Source organism: Enterobacter sp. K16B, from assembly GCF_020216105.1.
In the GTDB taxonomy this organism is placed as follows: domain Bacteria; phylum Pseudomonadota; class Gammaproteobacteria; order Enterobacterales; family Enterobacteriaceae; genus Enterobacter; species Enterobacter sichuanensis.
Genome location: NZ_JAIWJZ010000013.1, coordinates 1 through 21,430, shown reverse-complemented (window position 1 = coordinate 21,430; position 21,430 = coordinate 1). Strand labels below are relative to the sequence as shown.

Genomic DNA, 21,430 nt, shown 5'->3' with positions numbered 1-21,430 from the left:
ATAGACCATGACCTTAAAAGAATTACTGGTAGGCTTCGGCACTCAGGTACGCAGTATCTGGATGATCGGCCTGCACGCGTTTGCCAAACGCGAAACCCGGATGTACCCGGAAGAGCCGGTATATCTGCCGCCGCGCTACCGTGGCCGTATCGTGCTGACGCGCGACCCGGACGGTTCCGAGCGCTGCGTTGCCTGTAACCTGTGTGCGGTAGCGTGTCCGGTAGGCTGTATCTCTCTGCAGAAAGCAGAGACGGTAGATGGCCGCTGGTACCCTGAGTTCTTCCGCATCAACTTCTCACGCTGCATCTTCTGCGGTCTGTGTGAAGAAGCGTGCCCAACTACGGCGATTCAGCTGACTCCAGACTTTGAACTGGGTGAGTATAAGCGTCAGGACCTGGTGTACGAGAAAGAGGATCTGCTGATTTCCGGGCCGGGCAAATACCCGGAATATAACTTCTACCGGATGGCGGGTATGGCAATCGACGGCAAAGATAAGGGCGAAGCAGAGAACGAAGCTAAGCCTATCGACGTCAAGAGCCTGTTACCGTAAGGAGAGGGCAATGGAATTCGCTTTTTATATCTGTGGCCTTATCGCCATCCTGGCTACGCTGCGAGTGATTACGCACACCAATCCGGTGCATGCGCTGCTGTACTTAATCATTTCGCTGCTGGCCATTTCCGGGGTGTTCTTTGCGCTGGGCGCGCACTTCGCCGGTGCGCTGGAAATCATCGTCTACGCCGGGGCCATCATGGTGCTGTTCGTGTTCGTCGTGATGATGCTGAACCTGGGCGGCTCTGAAATCGAGCAGGAACGTCAGTGGTTAAAACCGCAGGTATGGATTGGCCCGGCAATTCTGTCGGCCATCATGCTGGTGGTGATTGTTTACGCCATTCTCGGCGTCAACGATCAGGGCATCGACGGTACGCCGATCGGCGCTAAAGAGGTCGGTATTACGCTCTTTGGCCCATACGTTCTGGCGGTTGAACTGGCCTCCATGCTGCTGCTGGCAGGTCTGGTTGTTGCCTTCCACGTTGGCCGCGAAGAGCGTGCTGGCGAGGTGCTGAGCAACCGCACTGACGACCGCGCGAAAAGAAAAACGGAGGAGCGCGCATGATCCCCTTAACACATGGACTGATCCTCGCTGCGATTTTATTCGTTCTGGGTCTGACGGGTCTGGTTATCCGCCGCAATCTGCTGTTTATGCTGATCGGTCTGGAAATCATGATTAACGCCTCTGCGCTGGCCTTCGTGGTCGCCGGAAGCTACTGGGGCCAGACCGATGGTCAGGTGATGTACATTCTCGCCATCAGCCTTGCGGCTGCTGAAGCGAGTATTGGCCTGGCGCTGTTGCTGCAGCTCCATCGTCGCCGCCAGAATCTGAACATCGATTCAGTAAGTGAGTTGCGTGGATGAACATGCTTGCCTTAACCATTATTTTTCCGCTGATTGGCTTCGTGCTGCTGGCGTTTTCTCGCGGCCGCTGGTCTGAGAATCTGTCTGCGACCGTCGGCATGGGCTCTGTTGGTCTGGCCGCGCTGGTGACAGCGTATGCGGGTATCGACTTCTTTAACAACGGGCGTCAGCCCTTCAGCGTGCCGCTGTGGACCTGGATGTCGGTCGGTGATTTCAACATCGGTTTCAACCTGGTGCTGGATGGTCTCTCGCTGACCATGCTCTCCGTGGTCACCGGCGTCGGCTTCCTGATCCACATGTTCGCCTCCTGGTATATGCGCGGTGAAGAGGGGTACTCCCGCTTCTTCGCCTACACCAACCTGTTTATCGCCAGCATGGTGGTTCTGGTGCTGGCCGATAACCTGCTGCTGATGTATCTGGGCTGGGAAGGCGTGGGTCTGTGCTCATACCTGCTGATCGGTTTCTACTACACCGATCCGAAGAATGGCGCAGCGGCCATGAAAGCGTTCGTCGTGACCCGTGTGGGTGACGTCTTCCTCGCGTTCGCGCTGTTCATTCTCTATAACGAACTGGGCACGCTGAACTTCCGCGAGATGGTGGAACTGGCGCCGGCGCACTTCGCTGCAGGCAACAACATGCTGTGGTGGGCAACGCTGATGCTGCTGGGTGGTGCTGTGGGTAAATCCGCACAGCTGCCGTTGCAGACATGGCTGGCCGACGCGATGGCGGGTCCAACCCCTGTCTCCGCGCTGATCCACGCTGCGACCATGGTCACCGCCGGTGTCTACCTGATTGCACGTACCCATGGCCTGTTCCTGATGACCCCGGAAATTCTGCATCTGGTGGGGATCGTCGGTGCGGTCACGCTGGTGCTGGCAGGCTTTGCCGCGCTGGTGCAGACCGACATCAAACGCGTTCTTGCATACTCCACTATGAGCCAGATTGGTTACATGTTCCTGGCGCTGGGCGTTCAGGCGTGGGACGCGGCAATTTTCCACCTGATGACGCACGCGTTCTTTAAAGCGCTGCTGTTCCTCTCATCCGGTTCCGTCATTCTGGCCTGCCATCACGAGCAGAACATCTTCAAGATGGGCGGACTGCGTAAGTCCATCCCGCTGGTCTATGTCTGCTTCCTGGTGGGCGGCGCGGCGCTGGCGGCACTGCCGCTGATCACCGCGGGCTTCTTCAGTAAGGACGAAATCCTTGCGGGTGCCATGGCGAATGGTAATATCAATCTGATGGTTGCGGGTCTGGTCGGTGCGTTCATGACCTCCCTGTATACCTTCCGTATGATTTTCATCGTATTCCACGGTAAAGAACAAATTCACGCTCACGCAGGGAAGGGGATTACCCACCACCTGCCGCTGATTGTGCTGCTGGTCCTGTCCACCTTCGTTGGCGCGATGATTGTTCCGCCACTGCAGGGCGTACTGCCAGACACCACCGAGCTTGAGCATGGTCGCGTTCTGACGCTTGAAATCACCTCCGGTGTGGTCGCTATCGCGGGCATCCTGATCGCTGCATGGCTGTGGCTGGGTAAACGTACGCTGGTGACTGCCGTTGCCAACAGTGCGCCGGGCCGTCTGCTGGGCACCTGGTGGTACAACGCGTGGGGCTTCGACTGGCTGTACGACATGATCTTCGTGAAGCCGTTCCTGGGCATTGCGTGGCTGCTGAAGCGCGACCCACTGAACAGCCTGATGAATATCCCGGCGATCCTCTCCCGCTTTGCAGGTAAAGGCCTGCTGTACAGCGAGAACGGTTACCTGCGCTGGTATGTGGCGTCCATGAGCATCGGTGCGGTTGTCGTGCTGGCGCTGCTGATGGTGTTGCGTTGATCGTTAAGTGAATTTTATTCGAATTCGTTGAAAATCAGGCCCCTGCTGGGGGCCTTAAAAAGGAATGTAAATCGCCATGTTACTACCCTGGCTAATATTAATTCCCTTCATCGGCGGCTTCCTGTGCTGGCAGACTGAACGCTTTGGCGTGAAGATGCCGCGCTGGATCGCGCTGATCACCATGGGATTGACGCTCGCGCTTGGTCTGCAACTCTGGTTGCAGGGTGGCTACTCTCTGACCCAGTCTGCGGGCATTCCGCAGTGGCAGTCTGAGTTTATCCTGCCGTGGATCCCACGTTTCGGCATTACGATCCACCTGGCGATTGACGGTCTGTCGCTGCTGATGGTGGTGCTGACCGGTCTGCTCGGCGTTCTGGCGGTACTCTGCTCCTGGCGTGAAATCGAAAAATACCAGGGCTTCTTCCACCTGAACCTGATGTGGATTCTGGGCGGTGTTATCGGCGTGTTCCTGGCCATCGACATGTTCCTGTTCTTCTTCTTCTGGGAGATGATGCTGGTGCCGATGTACTTCCTGATCGCGCTGTGGGGCCATAAGGCGTCCGACGGTAAAACGCGTATCACGGCGGCCACCAAGTTCTTCATCTATACCCAGGCGAGTGGTCTGGTGATGCTGATTGCCATTCTGGCGCTGGTGTTTGTGCACCACAATGCGACCGGTGTCTGGACCTTCAACTACGAAGAGCTGCTGAAGACTCCGATGTCGCACGGCGTGGAATACCTGCTGATGCTGGGCTTCTTCATCGCCTTCGCGGTGAAAATGCCGGTGGTTCCTCTGCACGGCTGGCTGCCAGACGCGCACTCTCAGGCACCAACGGCGGGTTCCGTTGACCTGGCGGGCATCTTGCTGAAAACCGCGGCCTACGGCCTGCTGCGTTTCGCACTGCCGCTGTTCCCGAACGCCTCCGCTGAGTTCGCACCGATTGCCATGTGGCTGGGTGTGATCGGTATCTTCTACGGTGCCTGGATGGCGTTTACGCAGTACGACATCAAACGTCTGATTGCCTACACCTCCGTCTCCCACATGGGCTTCGTGCTGATTGCTATCTACACCGGCAGCCAGCTGGCGTACCAGGGCGCGGTGATCCAGATGATTGCGCACGGCCTGTCCGCAGCCGGTCTCTTCATCCTGTGTGGCCAGCTGTACGAACGTCTGCACACTCGCGACATGCGTATGATGGGCGGCCTGTGGAGCAAAATTAAATGGCTGCCCGCGCTGTCCATGTTCTTCGCAGTGGCCACCCTGGGGATGCCGGGCACCGGTAACTTCGTCGGCGAATTTATGATTCTGTTCGGCAGCTTCAAAGTGGTACCGGTGATTACCGTGATCTCCACCTTTGGTCTGGTGTTCGCTTCCGTGTACTCGCTGGCGATGCTGCACCGCGCTTACTTCGGTAAAGCGAAGAGCGAAATTGCTGCACAAGAACTGCCGGGGATGTCGCTGCGTGAGCTGTTCATCATCCTGCTGCTGGTCGTACTGCTGGTGTTGCTGGGCTTCTTCCCGCAGCCGATTCTGGATACCTCGCATAGCGCGATGGGTAACATCCAGCAGTGGTTTGTTAATTCTGCTTCTACTACAAGGCCGTAATTCGCCATGACAATAACTCCACAACAAGTGATCGCGCTGCTACCGCTGCTGATCGTCGGATTGACGGTGGTGGTTGTGATGCTCTCCATTGCGTGGCGACGCAATCACTTCCTGAATGCCACGCTGTCGGTCATCGGCCTGAACGCCGCGTTAGTCTCTCTCTGGTTTGTTGGCCAGGGTGGGGCGATGGACGTCACCCCGCTGATGCGCGTTGACGGTTACGCTATGCTGTATACCGGTCTGGTTCTGCTGGCGAGCCTGGCAACCTGTACCTTTGCGTACCCGTGGCTTGAAGGCTACAACGACAACAAAGAAGAGTTTTACCTGCTGGTTCTGATTGCCGCACTGGGCGGCATTCTGCTGGCGAACGCGAACCACCTGGCTGCGCTGTTCCTCGGCATTGAGCTGATCTCTCTGCCGCTGTTCGGTCTGATTGGTTACGCCTTCCGTCAGAAGCGCTCGCTGGAAGCAAGCATCAAGTACACCATCCTGTCTGCGGCGGCGTCCTCGTTCCTGCTGTTTGGTATTGCGCTGCTGTACGCACAGTCCGGTAATCTCTCCTTCATGGCGCTCGGCAAGAGCCTCGGCGACGGCATGCTGCATGAGCCGCTGCTGCTGGCGGGTCTGGGCATGATGATTGTTGGCCTTGGTTTCAAACTCTCTCTGGTTCCGTTCCACCTGTGGACGCCAGACGTCTACCAGGGTGCGCCAGCGCCGGTGTCTACCTTCCTGGCGACGGCGAGTAAAATCGCTATCTTCGGGGTGGTGATGCGTCTGTTCCTGTACGCACCGGTGGGCGACAGCGAAGCGGTTCGCGTGGTGCTGGGCATCATCGCGTTCGTCTCCATCATCTTCGGTAACCTGATGGCGCTGAGCCAGACCAATATCAAACGTCTGCTGGGTTACTCCTCTATCTCGCATCTGGGCTACCTGATGGTGGCGCTGATTGCACTGCAGAGCGGTGAGATGTCTATGGAAACCGTGGGCGTCTATCTGGCCGGTTATCTGTTCAGCAGCCTCGGCGCGTTCGGCGTGGTGAGCCTGATGTCCAGCCCGTACCGTGGCCCGGATGCCGATTCACTGTTCTCCTACCGTGGTCTGTTCTGGCACCGTCCGATCCTGTCCGCGGTGATGACGGTGATGATGCTCTCTCTGGCGGGTATCCCGATGACGCTGGGCTTTATTGGTAAGTTCTACGTGCTGGCCGTCGGTGTGCAGGCGCATCTGTGGTGGCTGACCGCGGGCGTGGTGATCGGCTCCGCGATTGGTCTGTACTACTACCTGCGTGTGGCCGTGAGTCTGTACCTGAGTGCTCCTCAGCAGCTCAACCGTGATGCCCCAACCAACTGGCAGTACAGCGCCGGCGGTATTGTGGTCCTCATCTCCGCACTGCTGGTACTGATCTTCGGTATCTATCCGCAGCCGCTGATTGATATCGTGCAGCGAGCGATGCCATTAATGTAAAAGCAAAAAACCCGCCTCGGCGGGTTTTTTATTGCCCAGCGGCGCTACGCTTGCAGGGCCTACGGGTTTTGTAGGTCGGGTAAGCGAAGCGCCACCCGACTAAGCCAGCTGTTTGCGGCTAATCAACGGCCCGTCAATTTTCTTCATCGAGCGGTCCAGCACTTCCTCAATCACCGATGACAGCTCGTTCAGCTCAAACTTCGCCACGTAACCGTCCGCCTTCACCTTACGAATATGATCTTCGTTGGCGTTGCCGGAAAGGGAGGAGTGGATCACCACCGGAATATCTTTCAGCAGCGGATCGGTTTTGATCTTACGCGTCAGCGTGAAACCGTCCATCTCCGGCATTTCGAGGTCGGTCAGTACCAGGGCAATCTTATCGGTAATCGGCACCCCTTCCGCCTGCGCCTGTGCCGCCAGCACGCCAATTTTCTCCCATGCGTCTTTACCGGTGATATGCAACTGCGCCGGAATTTCCATTGCCTGCAGACCCTTCTCCAGCATGGAGCGCGCCACTTTGGAATCTTCCGCGACAATCGCGACAGCGCCCGGCTTAATATGGAATTTGGTGGTCTTCAGATTGGTGGCATGAAGATCGTGGTTGGCCGGCGTGATGTCATACAGGATCTGCTCAACGTCCAGCACCATCGCCAGTTCGTTGGTATCCGTCTTCTCGTCAAGACACGCAATACTGGTGATGTAACGCCCGCTGACGGCGGTTTCCGCGGCGTGCACCTGCTTCCAGTCCAGACGCATGATGTTCTCAACCGATTCCACGGCGAACGCCTGCACGCTACGTGCATATTCGGTGATCAGCAGAATGTTCAGCCCGGTAGTGGGCTTACAGCCCGCCACGGCGGCCAGGTCAATCACCGGGATCACCTGATCGCGAATATTCACCATTCCCATCAGCGGTGATTTCATTCCTGCGGGTTTCGTGAACTCCGGCATCGGCACAATTTCACGCAGTTTAAAGACGTTAATGCCAAACAGCTCAGATTTATTTTCGTTAAGAGAGGTGCCGAGACGGAACAGCAACAGTTCAAAACGGTTCGACAGGGTCAGATTCGCCCTGTCATCAATATCTTTCTGGAAATTATCCATTCTACCCTCGAGAGAAATGCTGACCTTTTAATCGTTATCGGCATCCTGAGAGAAAAATGAAGGACTAAACGCTGACCTGAGCGAAATCTTCGGCCAGCTCACATTCCGGGAACAGCGCGCGACACTCTGCCAGCAGGCCTGCACATCCCCGTGCGTCGTAGCGTGAGCTGACATGGGTGATGATGAGCCTGCCGACACCTGCGTCACGGGCAAGCTGCGCCGCCTGTCGCGTTGAGCTATGGCCCCGGCTGTTGGCTTTTTCTTCCATCGCCGTTTCAAGCGTGGCTTCATGCACCATCACGTCCACGCCCTGCGCCAGGGTTAACGCTGCCGGGCAAGGGGCCGTGTCGCCAAAAATCGCCAGTTTTTTGCCGGGCTGCGGGGCGGCGAGATAATCCTGACCGTTGATGACGCGCCCATCCTCCAGCGTGACGGTCTCTCCGTGCTTCAGGCGCTGGAACAGCGGCCCGGGTTTGACGCCATCGGCCATTAGTGCGGCGGCATCCAGCGCGCCGGGTTTGTCATGCGCTTCAATGCGGTAGCCGTAGCACGCCACAGGATGATTGAGCGAGTGGGCGGTGACGTGATAATCCCCGTCATCGAAAACCAGACCATCGCTAATCTCAACGATTTCCAGCGGATAATCCGTCCACGACCCGCTCAGGCGCAGCGTGGTTTCAACAAATTCACGCACACCCGCAGGCCCGTAAATCGTCAGCGGGTTGGCGTTTCCGGCCATGGAGCGACTGCACAGTAGCCCGGGCAGGCCAAAAAGATGGTCGCCATGCAGGTGTGTGATAAAGATTTTATCCAGCTTGCCAGGGTGATAAGCGGTGCGTAACAGCTGATGCTGCGTCCCTTCGCCACAGTCAAACAGCCACAGCCCACCGCGGGTTGGGTGTTTAAGATCCAGCAGAATCGCCGTCACATTTCGTGAGCGGGTTGGCACGCCAGCGGACGTACCCAGAAAAATCAGTTCCATAACGCAATCAGCCCTTTGCCGAACGGGGAGGGGTTTAGTATAACGTGATGAACCCCAGGAAGGAGACTGACATGATCCAGTGGCAAGATTTACACCATAGTGAACTCACCGTTAATGCGCTGTATGCCCTGCTTAAACTGCGCTGTGAAGTGTTTGTGGTCGAACAGACCTGCCCGTATCAGGACATCGATGGCGATGATCTGGTCGGCGAAAACCGCCATATCCTCGGCTGGCGCGATAACGAGCTGGTGGCGTATGCGAGGATTCTGAAAAGCGAAGACGATATCGAGCCCGTGGTCATTGGCCGCGTCATCATCAGCGGTAGCGCGCGCGGTGAAAAACTGGGCTATCAGCTGATGGAAAAAACGCTGGCAGCGTGCCAGAAACAGTGGCCAGACAAGGCGTTATACCTGGGTGCGCAGGCACACCTTCAACCCTTCTATGGCCACTTTGGCTTCGTGCCGGTTACTGAAGTCTACGACGAAGATGGCATTCCCCACATTGGTATGGCGCGGGAAGCGAAGCAGGCGTAATGGCGAGTCGTTGGCTATAGTTAGCGGACTGGTGTACTAACATGGAGAAAAATATGTCATTTCAATCCTGGGATACCCGTATCGATGACGATCTGGCCTTACTGAGTGAAACGCTGGAAGAGGTGTTACGTTCCTCGGGCGACCCTGCCGATCAGAAATATATTGAGCTTAAAGCCCGTGCCGAACAGGCGCTGCATGAGGTTAAAAATCGCGTCAGCCACGCATCGGATACCTATTACTACCGCGCCAAAAAAGCGGTGTATCGTGCCGATGATTACGTGCATGAAAAACCGTGGCAGGGTATTGGCGTCGGGGCCGCCGTAGGGCTGGTACTCGGTCTGCTGTTAGCCCGCCGTTAGGCCGCTTAACCACTCCCTATACGTGGGTACTGATATTTCTGATGGTACCCCGTATACTAAGCGTTTTCACAGGGAGAGGTTCGCGTGCATTCGATTTCCACCGCGCTGGAACGTCTGCGTACTCAGCTTGCGCAAGCGTTACCCGCTATACCCGGTTTACGTCATTTCGACGTCTCTTTCCCGTTAAACGACGCTTTCGATCCGCTCGCCTGGCTGGGCGCGCAGCAGTGCTATCCTCAGTTTTACTGGCAACAGCGTAACGGCGATGAAGAGCTGGCAGCGCTGGGGGCGGTTACCCGGTTTTCTTCTCTGACAGAAGCCTCGCAGTTTTTACGCGCGCAGCACGCGGCAGGTGATACCCGCATTTGCGGCCTGAATGCGTTTAACCCGGAGCAGGGCAGTCTCTTTCTACCGCGCCTGCTCTGGCGACGTAGCGCGGGTCACGCCACGCTGCGCCTGCAGCTGTGGAGCGACAGTTCGCTGCAGGACGATGCCCTGGCCGCACGGGATTTCTTACAGCAGCTCCGTCCTGCAAAGCCTGTCCGCCCGCTCTCCGTTCAGGTTGAGCACGAAACCCATCAGCCGCAACAGCCCGAATGGCTGAGGCTGGTCCGCAAAGCGACAGACACCATCGCACGCGGTGATTTTGAAAAGGTTGTCCTCGCCCGCGCTACCGACCTGCAGTTTACACAGCGCGTTCATCCCGTCGCGCTGATGGCGGCCAGCCGCGCCCTGAATTTAAATTGCTTTCACTTCTGCATGGTATTCGACGCCAGCAACGCCTTTCTCGGCTCAACGCCCGAACGTCTCTGGCGGCGGCGCGGCAAGCTGCTGCGCACGGAAGCTCTGGCGGGTACGGTCGCCAGCCATCCCGATGATAAACAGGCGCAGCGCCTGGGGGAGTGGCTGCTGAATGATGATAAAAACCAGCGTGAAAATATGCTGGTCGTGGAAGATATTTGCCAGCGCCTTCAGCGTCATACGCAGACCCTTGAAGTACTGCCGCCTCAGGTGGTGCGCCTGCGTAAAGTGCAGCATTTGCGCCGCTGTATCTGGACCGAGCTAAAACAGGCCGATGATGAGCAGTGTCTGCACATGCTGCAGCCAACGGCGGCCGTTGCCGGATTACCGCGACAGCCAGCGCGCGAGTTTATCCAGAAGGTGGAGCCTTTTAACCGCGAGTGGTACGCCGGTTCGGCCGGGTATTTATCGCCTGACCAGAGTGAGTTCTGCGTGGCGCTGCGCTCCGCCCGCGTCCAGGAGGACTCCCTGCGTCTCTACGCCGGCGCTGGCATTGTCAGCGGGTCTGACCCGGAGCAGGAGTGGCAGGAGATTGAAAACAAAGCCGCCGGATTGCGCTCTCTGCTACTAAGGGATTAATACAGATTCGCGCAATCCCGATTCATATCAAAATTCCAGTTTTTTCTATTATTTATACTGTGTCGTATTCTTGATACCGGACAATCTCATGTCAGTAAGTTCTTTTAACCGACGCTGGGCGGCGGTGATCCTTGAAGCCCTGACGCGCCATGGCGTCAGGCACGTGTGTATTGCACCGGGTTCTCGCTCAACGCCGCTGACGCTGGCGGCTGCCGAAAACCGGGCCTTGATTCATCACACCCACTTCGATGAACGCGGCCTCGGTCATCTGGCGCTGGGTCTGGCGAAAGCCAGCAAAGAACCTGTGGCGGTGATTGTCACCTCCGGTACTGCGGTGGCAAACCTCTATCCGGCACTGATTGAAGCCGGGTTAACCGGTGAAAAGTTGATCCTGCTCACCGCCGACCGCCCCCCAGAACTTATCGACTGCGGCGCCAATCAGGCGATTCGTCAGCCGGGGCTCTTTTCTTCCCATCCTTCGCAGACGATATCGCTTCCTCGCCCCACTCAGGATATTCCGGCAAGCTGGCTGGTCTCTACCGTCGATCACGCCATGGAGACGTTGCGCGGCGGGGCGTTGCATATCAACTGCCCGTTTGCCGAGCCGCTGTACGGTGAAATGGACGACACGGGGCTTGAATGGCAGCACGCCCTGGGTAGCTGGTGGGAGAGTGAGAAACCATGGCTGCGCGAGCAGACGCATCTTGAAAGCGCCAAACAGCGGGACTGGTTCTTCTGGCGGCAGAAGCGCGGCGTGGTTGTCGCCGGGCGTATGAGCGCCGCGGAAGGCAAGCTGGTGGCCGAATGGGCGCAAACGCTCGGCTGGCCGCTGATTGGCGACGTGCTTTCCCAGACCGGTCAGCCGCTGCCGTGCGCCGACCTCTGGCTGGGTAATGCGAAAGCGGTCACCGAGCTGTCGCAGGCGCAGATTGTGGTCCAGCTTGGATCGAGTTTAACCGGCAAACGGTTACTGCAGTGGCAGGCGACCTGCACGCCCGAAGAGTACTGGCTGGTGGATGCGCTGGAAGGGCGGCTCGACCCGGCGCACCATCGTGGTCGTCGTCTGGTCAGCAGTATCGAAACCTGGCTGACGCTCCATCCGGCTGAAAAACGTAAACCCTGGGTGGTTTCCATCCCGGAACTCTCGCGCCAGGCGTGGGAACGAACAACGGCGCACTGTGAGGCATTTAGCGAAGCCGGGCTGGCGCACCGTATTCACCAGCTCCTGCCTGAACAGGGGCAACTGTTTGTCGGCAACAGCCTGGTCGTGCGTTTGATTGACGCCTTTTCACAGTTACCTGCTGGCTACCCGGTGTACAGCAACCGTGGCGCCAGCGGCATCGACGGGCTTATTTCGACAGCGGCGGGCGTGCAGCGCGCCAGCGCGAAATCGACGCTGGCCATCGTGGGCGATCTCTCCGCGCTCTACGATCTCAATGCGCTGGCGCTACTGCGTCAGGCGTCCGCCCCGTTCGTGCTGATGGTGGTAAACAACAACGGCGGGCAAATTTTCTCCCTGTTGCCCACGCCGCAGACCGAGCGCGAGCGATTCTATCTGATGCCGCAGAACGTGCAGTTTGAACACGCCGCAGCGATGTTCAGCCTGAAATATCATCGCCCGGAAAGCTGGGAGCAGCTGGGTGCCGCGCTAGCGACCGCCTGGAAACAGCCGGGTGCGACCCTGATTGAGCTGGTGGTGAACGAGGCTGACGGTGCGCAGGCGCTGCAAAGCCTGCTGGCGCAGGTGAGCCAGCTGTGATCCTCCCGGCAGTACAGCAGGCCGGTAAGCCAGGCTACCCCTGGTTGGTTTTTCTGCACGGCTTTTCCGGCGACAGCCGCGAGTGGCAGAAGGTGGGTGAAAAACTCAGCGACTATCCCCGGCTGTATCTCGATCTGCCGGGGCACGGCGGATCCCGGCAGGTTGGCGTGGCGGGGTTCGAAGAGATGAGCACATTACTCACCCGAACTTTAATTAGTTACAACATACTTAACTTCTGGCTCATCGGGTACTCCCTCGGCGGCCGCATTGCGATGTTCCACGCCTGCCAGCAGCCAAAGGGGTTGCTGGGCCTGATAGTTGAAGGCGGGCATCCGGGCTTGCAGGATGCCGAAGCGCGTCATACGCGCCTGGCATCGGACCGCAACTGGGCGAGACGTTTTCGCACCGAACCGCTGGATAAGGTATTCACTGACTGGTATCAACAGCCCGTTTTTGCCACCCTGACGGACACTCAGCGCGATGCGCTGATTACCTTGCGCAGCCAGAACAGCGGCGTGGCGCTGGCGATGATGCTCGAGGCGACGTCGCTGGCGGTGCAGCCCGATTTACGCGCCGCGCTTAGTGCACGCGATTTCGCTTTTGATTATCTCTGTGGCGAACGCGATGAGAAGTTTGCGGCCCTTGCCGCTGAACTGAACGCCGTTCGCCATCTCATTCCAAACGCCGGACACAACGCCCATCGGGAAAACCCCGAAGCGGTGAGCGCGAGTCTGGCTCAGATACTGCGTCTTCGAATAAAGGACACTCTATGATCTATCCTGATGAAAACATGCTCTATGCACCGGTTGAATGGCAAGACTGCTCCGAAGGCTATACCGACATTCGTTACCACAAATCCACCGACGGCATTGCCAAAATCACCATTAACCGTCCGCAGGTGCGTAACGCCTTCCGTCCGCTGACCGTTAAAGAGATGATTCAGGCCCTGGCGGATGCACGCTACGACGACAATATCGGCGTGATTATCCTGACCGGCGAAGGGGATAAGGCGTTCTGCTCCGGCGGCGATCAGAAAGTACGCGGTGACTACGGCGGATACCAGGACGATGCGGGCACGCACCACCTGAACGTGCTCGATTTCCAGCGTCAGATCCGCACCTGTCCAAAACCGGTGGTGGCGATGGTGGCAGGTTACTCCATCGGTGGCGGTCACGTGCTGCACATGATGTGTGACCTGACCATCGCCGCAGATAACGCCATCTTCGGCCAGACCGGTCCGAAAGTGGGATCCTTCGACGGCGGCTGGGGCGCCTCCTATATGGCACGCATCGTCGGGCAGAAAAAAGCCCGCGAAATCTGGTTCCTGTGCCGTCAGTACAACGCCCGGGAAGCGCTGGATATGGGGCTGGTCAATACCGTGGTCCCGATTGCCGACCTTGAAAAAGAGACCGTCCGCTGGTGTCGCGAAATGCTGCAAAACAGCCCCATGGCGCTGCGTTGCCTGAAAGCGGCCCTCAACGCCGACTGTGACGGCCAGGCAGGCCTGCAGGAGCTGGCGGGCAACGCCACCATGCTGTTCTACATGACCGAAGAGGGTCAGGAAGGGCGCAACGCGTTTAACGAAAAACGCCAGCCAGACTTCAGCAAATTCAAACGGAACCCGTAATGCGTCGCGCGCAGGTTTACCGCTGGCAGATACCGATGGACGCGGGCGTGGTGCTGCGTGAACGGCGGTTAAAAACCCGTGACGGCGTTTTCGTGCATCTGCAGCAGGGCGAGCGGGAAGGCTGGGGCGAGGTGTCGCCGCTGCCGGGCTTTAGCCTGGAGTCGCTGGAGGAAGCGCAGGCCGCGCTGGTGGCCTGGGCGGATGCCTGGCGCGAGGGGGCCAATCCACCGCTGCCGGACGTGCCTTCCGCCGCCTTTGGCATCAGCTGCGCGCTGGCGGAGCTCGACGGTAGCCTGCCGGAAGCTGCCGATTATCGCGCGGCGCCGCTCTGCACGGGCGATCCGGACGAACTCTTCGCGTTGCTCTCCGCCATGCCGGGTGAGAAGGTCGCAAAAATCAAAGTCGGCCTCTACGAAGCGGTACGCGACGGCATGGTGGCCAACCTGCTGCTGGAAGCGATCCCCGACCTTCGTCTGCGTCTGGATGCGAACCGCGCCTGGACGCCGCTGAAGGCGCAGCAGTTTGCAAAGTACGTCAACCTGGCATACCGCAGCCGCATTGCCTTTCTGGAAGAGCCGTGTAAAACCCGCGACGATTCGCGCGCGTTTGCCCGCGAAACGGGGATTGCCATCGCCTGGGATGAAAGCCTGCGCGAAGCGGATTTTGCCTTCGTTGCCGAGCCCGGCGTCAGCGCAGTGGTGATAAAACCGACCCTGACCGGCAGTCTGGCGAAGGTGCGCGAGCAGGTTGCAGCGGCGCACGCCGCAGGGCTGACGGCGGTGATCAGCTCCTCTATAGAATCCAGCCTTGGGCTGACGCAGCTGGCGCGTATTGCCGCCTGGTTAACGCCGGACACGGTGCCTGGCCTCGACACGCTGAACCTGATGCAGGCTCAGCTTATCCGCACGTGGCCGGGCAGTACGCTGCCGTGCCTGAATTCCGGGGCGCTGGAGCCGTTGTTATGAGTTTTGCCGACTGGCCCTGGCGTCACTGGTGCGTGCAGTTTGCGGATAAACCGGCCCTGAGACTGAACGACGAGGTGCTTACCTGGCAACAGCTGTGCGTCCGCGTCGACCGTCTCGCGGCGGGGTTTCACCAGCAGGGCGTGGCGGAGGGCGATGGCGTGCTGCTGCTGGCCCATAACCATCCGCAGACCCTGCTGGCGTGGCTGGCGCTGCTTAAGTGCGGGGCGCGTATCCTTCCCGTTAACCCGCAACTGCCGCGCCCGCTGCTGGAGGTGTTACTCCCGCAGATGACACTGCGTTTTGCGCTGGTGCTGGACGGTAGCTATGACGCTCTTCCTGCCCTGAGCATGCGCGATGGTGAAGGGGAACATCGCGTCGCGTGGCAACCGGCACGGCTGGCGTCCATGACGCTCACCTCAGGCTCCACCGGGCTGCCAAAAGCGGCGGTCCATACCTGCGCGGCCCATCTTGCCAGCGCGCGCGGCGTACTGTCGCTGATGCCCTATGGCGGTGACGATGACTGGCTGCTTTCGCTGCCGCTGTTTCATGTCTCCGGCCAGGGAATTTTATGGCGCTGGCTGCAGGCGGGGGCGCGGTTAACCGTGCGCGAGAAACAGCCTCTGGAGCAGGCTTTGCGCGGCTGTACGCACGCCTCGCTGGTGCCAACCCAGCTCTGGCGTCTTCTGAATACCGACAGCCACATTGCCCTGAAAGCGGTTTTGCTTGGCGGAGCGGCGATTCCGGTGGCGTTAACGCAACAGGCGCGGGAGCAGGGGATCCGCAGCTTCTGCGGTTACGGCCTGACCGAGTTTGCCTCTACCGTCTGCGCGAAAGAGGCGGACGGCGAGCCGGACGTGGGCTCTGCGCTGCCGGGCAGAGAGGTGCAGATCGTGAACGGTGAGGTCTGGATCAAGGCGCACAGCATGGCCTCAGGCTACTGGCGGGACGGTGCGTTAATTCCACTGACCAACGCGCAGGGATGGTTCGCCACCCGCGATCGCGGTGAATGGCATGATGGCCGCCTGACGATTCTGGGTCGTATGGACAACCTCTTTTTTAGCGGCGGAGAAGGGATCCAGCCGGAAAGCCTTGAGCGGGTTATTGCAACACACCCGCAGATTAATCAGGTGTTTATCGTCCCGCTGGACGACGCCGAATTTGGCCAACGTCCGGTGGCGGTGGTGGAGTGTGAACCGGGAACGGATATCACCTGTTTCCCTGACTGGGTCAGGGATAAGCTGGCGCGGTTTGAGCAACCCATCCGCTGGCTGTTGCTGCCGACCGAGCTCAAAAATGGCGGCATCAAAGTCTCCCGTCGCGCGCTGCAGCAGTGGGTCAATGCATCACTTAAGGGATAAGCGCCGTTTCAAATAGTGACAATCTTTCGACCTGCCGCACGCAGAGTCCTTGATCCCCGGAAGACTCCGGTTAAAATCTCGCGGTTTTGGGACTTCTCTAAAAATGTGCGGGATCGCGATAATGAAAAAAGTGGTATTAATGGGCTTCGGCCTGATGGTTGTTTCTGCGGCGGCAAACGCCATTAGCATTAACGGCTCGGCGGGTCAGGATTATACCCACCTGGGCTTCGGCATGGGCACGGAAACCTCCGGTCTGGCGATGACGGGTGGCTGGACGCATAACGATGACGACGGCGACGCGGCAAGCCTCGGTCTCGGTCTGAACGTTCCGCTGGGCCCGTTCCTGGCGACTGTTGGCGGTAAAGGTATCTACACCAACCCGAATGACGGTGACGAAGGGTACGCGGCGGCGGTGGGCGGTGGTCTGCAGTGGAAAATTGGCGACAGCTTCGGCCTGTTCGGCGAGTACTACTACTCACCGGACTCGCTTTCCAGCGGTATCGACAGCTATGAAGAGGCCAACGCCGGTGCGCGCTGGACCATCATGCGTCCGATTACCATTGAAGCGGGCTATCGTTATCTGAACCTGGCCGGCAAAGACGGCAACCGCGACAATGCGCTGGCTGACGGTCCATACGTGGGCGTTAGCGCAGGCTTCTAAACACACCGGCGCGGCACGCTGTCGCGCCAGTTTCTCTCTTCTCCTACCCACGTTTGCGCTATAGTGTTCTGACCAAATAAGCGGGAGAACATAATGATTAACGTGGAGATGTTATCCACCGGCGACGAAGTGCTGCATGGACAAATTATTGATACCAATGCCGCCTGGCTTGCCGATCTTTTCTTTGAGCAAGGATTACCGTTAACGCGCCGCAATACCGTGGGCGACAATCTTGAGTCGCTGGTGAGTATTCTGCGCGAACGCAGCGAACACTGTGACGTGCTGATTGTAAACGGTGGGCTCGGCCCCACCAGCGACGACCTCAGCGCGCTGGCCGCTGCGACTGCCAAAGGCGAAGGGCTGGTGCTGCATGAAGCGTGGCTCTCGCAGATGGAGCGCTTTTTCGCCGAACGCGGTCGCGTTATGGCCCCCAGCAACCGCAAGCAGGCCGAGATCCCCGCCAGCGCGGAGCTGGTCGATAACCCGGTTGGTACCGCATGTGGGTTTGCTATGCAGTTGAACCGCTGCCTGATGTTCTTTACGCCGGGCGTGCCCTCAGAATTTAAGGTGATGGTCGAGCAGCAGATCCTGCCGCGCCTTCGCCAGCGTTTTACCCTGCCGGAACCCCCGCTTTGCCTGCGCCTGACCACTTTTGGCCGCTCTGAAAGCGATCTGGCCCAGAGCCTCGATCACCTCTCACTCCCGCCGGGCGTCTCCATGGGCTATCGCTCCTCCATGCCAATCATTGAGCTTAAGCTGACCGGGCCTGCCACGCAGAAAGAGGCGATGCTGGCCTTGTGGCCTGAGGTGCAGCGCGTGGCGGGCGAAAGCCTGATTTTCGAAGGCACGGAAGGGCTACCGGCGCAGATTGCGAAGCATCTGCAGTCGCGCCAGCTGAGCGTGACCTTAAGCGAGCAGTTCACCGGCGGCCTGCTGGCGCTGCAGTTGTCTCGCGTCAACGCGCCGCTGTTGGCCAGCGAAGTGGTGCCGTTCCAGCAGGAGACCCTGGCGCAGACCGCCCGTTGGGCATCTGAAAGAAGGGTAAAACATTTTGCCGGCCTGGCGCTGTTTGTCGGGGGGCTGGATGAGGAATACCTTAACTTCGCGCTGGCCACGCCGGAAGGCACCTGGGCGCTGCGGGTTAAGATGAGTATCACCCGCCACAGCCTGGCGGTGCGTCAGGAGGTTTGTGCGATGATGGCACTGAACATGCTGCGCCGCTGGTTGAATGGCAAAGAGGTGGCCAGCGAGCACGGCTGGATCCACGTTGTCGAGTCGCTGTTCGTTGAGTAATACGTTGGCCGGGGCCTTTCGCCCCGGCCATGTTCAGCCCAGCGCCTTCGCCAGCAGGGTAATCGGATGTTCACAGCGTAAGCTTGTGGACATCTCAATCTGCCACTTGCAGGTTTCGCAGTCGGTCACCACGATATCCGCGCCACTCTCTTCAATCTGACGGAACAGCGGGGCGCCAATTGCCTGTGACGTGGCGTAGTTTTCCCGTTTAAAGCCGTAGGTTCCCGCAATTCCGCAGCAGCGCGAATCCAGCACCGTCAGCTCCAGGCCCGGGATTAACCGCAGCAGCTCCAGCGTATACAGCGACCAGCCCATTTTCTCCATATGACACGGCGTGTGATACACCACTTTCAGGGGCAATTTCCTGAGCGGCAGGGTCTGCCCGCTGTCCAGTTTGCGCCACAGGAAACGCGTCGCCAGCTCGATGTGCTCGCGCAGCCCGCGGTTATCCACATCCAGCAGATGAGGGTACTCATCGCGCAGGGTAAAGGTACAGGTGGAGGAGGTCGCCAGCACCGGAATACCTTTCTCGACGATGGCTTCGCGCAGCGACGTGACGTTGCTCTGCGCCTGCCTGCGCGCTTTATCGGTAAACCCGTTGGCAATCAGCGGCACGCCGCAGCACTTCTCCTTGTTCAGTAGCTGTACGCCTGTTCCCATGGCGTTCAGCACCTTCAGCAGATCTTTTCCCAGCTGCGGGTGGTTGTAGTTCACGTAGCAGCCGTGGAAAAAAGCCACCTGGTCGGCATACTGCGCCTGCTTCGCCGCGACGGACGTGTACCAGCGGCGGAAGGTGCCGTGAGAATATTTCGGCAGGCTGCGGTGATGATCGATCTTAAGGGTGGCATCCAGCAGCTGTCGTACCGGTTTGAGGGCGGTTGCGGCGTTTACCAGCGGAGCGAACGGCGTCGACAGGCTGCCCATCAGATCGGTGTGGCTCAGAATGGCGTCCCGCAGTGACGGTTTTTGCGTGCTGTAGCGCGCCCGGGCGCGCTGGATGATATCGCCGATTTTCACATCCGATGGACAGGCGACTTCACAGCGTTTGCAGTTGATGCAGTACTTCAGGGCTTCGTCGTACAGCTTGCCGTCCTTCAGGCGCAGGCGTTCGCCGTCCGGCCCGGCCTGTTTCGGGCCTGGATAACGTGGATTGACGCCGCTGACCGGGCAGACCGTGGTACACACCGTGCATTTGATGCAGCTTTCAAAACGGGTATCGTTCATTGTTCAGCCTCCATGCGCTGGCTAATCTGCTCTGCCGCATACAGCGCCGTAACGGCGCAGACGCCGCCACCGCAGCCCTGGGCGATGGGGTCATATCCACCCAGCAGCGAGCCAATGGCAAAAAGATTACTGACGGGCTTACCGGCAAGCTGCGGATGTAGCCGGTTATCGACGATGACGCCAAACTGTTGCCAGGGCTGCGGCGAGAAGAAATCACTCTGGTACCAGTCCGCGCGGGAGGCGCTCTGCCGGACATCCAGCCCCATAATGGCTTCCCGGATGCCCTCCCGGCTACTCAGCAGCCCGTTACTGAAGAAACTGCCGCTGGCCAGCACGGTATAACGGGCTCGAAGAGGAATATCATCGTGGTTGCGCGTCCAGATTTCGCTCACCGCGCCGTCCGTCAGGGTAATTTTTTTCACTTCATCACCGGCCATCCAGACGCCACCCTGCGCAACAAACTGGCGCTGCAGTTGGGTATGCAGGCGAATGCCGGGTACGGAAGGGGGCAGTGTAGGCAACAAACCGAGCGTGCAGGGCAGACGGTCTGAGAGCCAGCGCCAGAGTCGGTTGTCGTGTAAGCCAAAGCAGGCGGGCATCAATAGCGCATCGCATCCTGCCGCAAGCGGGCTCAGCGCCTCATACAGCAGCGGCCATTTCTCTTCGTTATCAAGGAAACGGGCGATATTCACCGCGCGAAATTCACTTGGGTTATCACGCAGAACGTCCAGCTCTGGCAGCTCTATCTCTGCGGTGTCAGCATTAACCCCCTGGCGACAGAGTGACGCTGCCGCGAGATGGGGCTGAAAATCCAGAAAACCGCTGATGCCCACCACCCGCACGCGTGCGGCGCTGAACGGGGCAACGGGCACCTCCTCCGGGCTGAGCCAGGCGGAGCGTAGGGTGCCAAGCGGCGTGACGCGCTGATGATTTTGCCTGGCGCTGCCCTGCAGACGTGCGCCGCACTCTGCCAGCAGCGCTTCGGTTTCCAGGGCAAAGCGGTCAATATGTTGCGCGCCAATCAGGTGATACGGGTGCTCCGGCGGCAGCTTTTCGCGGCAGGTTTCGTCCACCAAATCCAGCGAGCCTGACGAAAAGTGCAGGGCGCTCTGTCCCCGGGTGATAATGGCGCAGCGCAGCCCCTGCTTCGTGAGTTTGATTCCACAAAGCAGGCCTGCCAGCCCGCCGCCGACAATCACGGCATCAAATTTCATCGTGTTGCTCCTTCTCAAGACCGCACAGCCCCTGGTAGACCCAGCGGGTAAACTCGCTTTCCCGCAGGGCATCACCCCAGGCGACAGGTTGAATCCCCTTCCAGCGTTCGTTTAAAAACGCGCTGAGCTGATCGAGCGACTGGGTGGCGGTGGTGGTATGAAAACGCTGCAGCAGCCCGGCGGCACGGCAGGCGCAGAGCTCACCCTGACAGGTTCCCATTCCGACGCGGGTACGACGGCGGAGATCGAGCAGGCTATTGACCGTCAGGTTCTCCACCGCGTACTGCACTTCACCGGCGGTCACGGCTTCGCACTCGCACACCAGGCTGCGGCTCAATCGTCCTTCACCGAGCCACTGTGGCGTTCTGTCGCCGTGGCGGTAAATTGCGGACCCGCGCAGCGGCGCGGGCAGGGAGATGATTTTTTGCAGCGTTTTCTCGGTAGACTGGCGCGATCCGGGTAAAGGCTGTTCTGCCGTCACGCACCGTTCGGTATTGCCCAGCTTGCGGCAGACGGCATCCGTCGCCCACTCGGCCATCAGACGATAGGTCATCAGCTTGCCGCCTGTAATCGTGATAAACCCGTCCAGGCCATCGCGCGCGGCGTGATCGAGCAGCACAATGCCGCGGCTGACGTTACGCCCGCTCGG

The 21,430-nt window shown here is 59.1% G+C and carries 21 protein-coding genes; 16 read left to right on the top strand and 5 right to left on the bottom strand.

Annotated elements, in window-relative coordinates:
• Positions 1-7: 7 nt before the first annotated feature.
• From nuoI to nuoN, 6 genes are all read left to right on the top strand, one after another.
• Positions 8-550 carry an NADH-quinone oxidoreductase subunit NuoI gene (nuoI, locus tag LDK53_RS03745; RefSeq protein ID WP_003861491.1) on the top strand — a complete coding sequence of 181 codons (543 nt, stop codon included), beginning with the start codon at positions 8-10 and terminating at the stop codon, positions 548-550.
• A 10-nt stretch (positions 551-560) separates the two neighbouring features.
• On the top strand, positions 561-1,115 hold the full coding sequence (gene nuoJ / locus LDK53_RS03740) for an NADH-quinone oxidoreductase subunit J (protein ID WP_008500212.1): 555 nt from the start codon (positions 561-563) through the stop codon (positions 1,113-1,115).
• Entirely contained in the window at positions 1,112-1,414 is a 303-nt protein-coding gene (gene nuoK / locus LDK53_RS03735) for an NADH-quinone oxidoreductase subunit NuoK (protein WP_003861496.1), read from the top strand. Before nuoJ ends, nuoK begins: the two co-directional genes overlap by 4 nt.
• Positions 1,411-3,252: an NADH-quinone oxidoreductase subunit L gene (gene nuoL, locus LDK53_RS03730; RefSeq protein ID WP_225284531.1), complete on the top strand. Its 1,842-nt coding sequence runs from the start codon at positions 1,411-1,413 to the stop codon at positions 3,250-3,252. The genes nuoK and nuoL overlap by 4 nt, the downstream gene beginning before the upstream one ends.
• A 76-nt stretch (positions 3,253-3,328) precedes the next feature.
• Positions 3,329-4,858 (top strand): NADH-quinone oxidoreductase subunit M, encoded by a 1,530-nt coding sequence (gene nuoM, locus LDK53_RS03725; RefSeq protein ID WP_025757186.1) that lies wholly within the window; start codon positions 3,329-3,331, stop codon positions 4,856-4,858.
• Positions 4,859-4,864: 6 nt separating this feature from the next.
• Entirely contained in the window at positions 4,865-6,322 is a 1,458-nt protein-coding gene (nuoN, locus tag LDK53_RS03720) for an NADH-quinone oxidoreductase subunit NuoN (protein WP_225284529.1), read from the top strand.
• 99 nt (positions 6,323-6,421) lie between these two features.
• On the opposite strand, the gene LDK53_RS03715 is transcribed toward nuoN, so the two are convergent.
• Entirely contained in the window at positions 6,422-7,426 is a 1,005-nt protein-coding gene (locus LDK53_RS03715; protein WP_045286087.1) for a chemotaxis protein, read from the bottom strand.
• A 64-nt stretch (positions 7,427-7,490) separates the two neighbouring features.
• On the bottom strand, positions 7,491-8,408 hold the full coding sequence (gene rbn, locus LDK53_RS03710; RefSeq protein ID WP_059385209.1) for a ribonuclease BN: 918 nt from the start codon (positions 8,406-8,408) through the stop codon (positions 7,491-7,493).
• Between the two features lie 71 nt (positions 8,409-8,479).
• Here rbn and LDK53_RS03705 point away from each other — a divergent pair, with 71 nt between their 5' ends.
• The 10 genes from LDK53_RS03705 (at position 8,480) to LDK53_RS03660 (ending at position 18,343) form a co-directional block, all read left to right on the top strand.
• Positions 8,480-8,941 (top strand): GNAT family N-acetyltransferase, encoded by a 462-nt coding sequence (locus LDK53_RS03705; RefSeq protein ID WP_025757189.1) that lies wholly within the window; start codon positions 8,480-8,482, stop codon positions 8,939-8,941.
• 53 nt (positions 8,942-8,994) lie between these two features.
• On the top strand, positions 8,995-9,300 hold the full coding sequence (gene elaB, locus LDK53_RS03700) for a stress response protein ElaB (protein ID WP_008500219.1): 306 nt from the start codon (positions 8,995-8,997) through the stop codon (positions 9,298-9,300).
• Between the two features lie 84 nt (positions 9,301-9,384).
• A complete protein-coding gene (gene menF, locus LDK53_RS03695) occupies positions 9,385-10,680 on the top strand; it encodes an isochorismate synthase MenF (RefSeq protein ID WP_225284508.1) in 1,296 nt (431 codons plus the stop codon).
• A gap of 88 nt (positions 10,681-10,768) precedes the next feature.
• Positions 10,769-12,439, top strand: coding sequence for a 2-succinyl-5-enolpyruvyl-6-hydroxy-3-cyclohexene-1-carboxylic-acid synthase (gene menD / locus LDK53_RS03690; protein WP_225284506.1), 1,671 nt, complete (start codon positions 10,769-10,771; stop codon positions 12,437-12,439).
• Positions 12,436-13,212, top strand: coding sequence for a 2-succinyl-6-hydroxy-2,4-cyclohexadiene-1-carboxylate synthase (gene menH, locus LDK53_RS03685; RefSeq protein WP_225284498.1), 777 nt, complete (start codon positions 12,436-12,438; stop codon positions 13,210-13,212). The genes menD and menH overlap by 4 nt, the downstream gene beginning before the upstream one ends.
• A complete protein-coding gene (menB, locus tag LDK53_RS03680; protein ID WP_225284487.1) occupies positions 13,209-14,066 on the top strand; it encodes a 1,4-dihydroxy-2-naphthoyl-CoA synthase in 858 nt (285 codons plus the stop codon). Before menH ends, menB begins: the two co-directional genes overlap by 4 nt.
• Positions 14,066-15,031 carry an o-succinylbenzoate synthase gene (menC, locus tag LDK53_RS03675; protein ID WP_225284484.1) on the top strand — a complete coding sequence of 322 codons (966 nt, stop codon included), beginning with the start codon at positions 14,066-14,068 and terminating at the stop codon, positions 15,029-15,031. The genes menB and menC overlap by 1 nt, the downstream gene beginning before the upstream one ends.
• A complete protein-coding gene (gene menE / locus LDK53_RS03670) occupies positions 15,028-16,389 on the top strand; it encodes an o-succinylbenzoate--CoA ligase (RefSeq protein WP_225284474.1) in 1,362 nt (453 codons plus the stop codon). Before menC ends, menE begins: the two co-directional genes overlap by 4 nt.
• Before the next feature lie 121 nt (positions 16,390-16,510).
• Positions 16,511-17,050: a YfaZ family outer membrane protein gene (locus LDK53_RS03665; RefSeq protein WP_225284471.1), complete on the top strand. Its 540-nt coding sequence runs from the start codon at positions 16,511-16,513 to the stop codon at positions 17,048-17,050.
• 93 nt (positions 17,051-17,143) lie between these two features.
• Complete coding sequence (locus LDK53_RS03660; protein WP_225284462.1) at positions 17,144-18,343, top strand: nicotinamide mononucleotide deamidase-related protein YfaY; 1,200 nt, start codon at positions 17,144-17,146, stop codon at positions 18,341-18,343.
• A 33-nt stretch (positions 18,344-18,376) separates the two neighbouring features.
• Here LDK53_RS03660 and glpC read toward each other — a convergent pair whose 3' ends face one another.
• The 3 genes from glpC to LDK53_RS03645 all read right to left on the bottom strand — a co-directional run.
• Entirely contained in the window at positions 18,377-19,567 is a 1,191-nt protein-coding gene (gene glpC, locus LDK53_RS03655; protein ID WP_025757198.1) for an anaerobic glycerol-3-phosphate dehydrogenase subunit GlpC, read from the bottom strand.
• Entirely contained in the window at positions 19,564-20,781 is a 1,218-nt protein-coding gene (gene glpB, locus LDK53_RS03650; RefSeq protein WP_225284460.1) for a glycerol-3-phosphate dehydrogenase subunit GlpB, read from the bottom strand. Before glpB ends, glpC begins: the two co-directional genes overlap by 4 nt.
• The coding region (locus LDK53_RS03645) for a (2Fe-2S)-binding protein (RefSeq protein ID WP_225284458.1) at positions 20,771-21,430 on the bottom strand (660 nt) is incomplete at its 5' end. The genes glpB and LDK53_RS03645, both read right to left, overlap by 11 nt.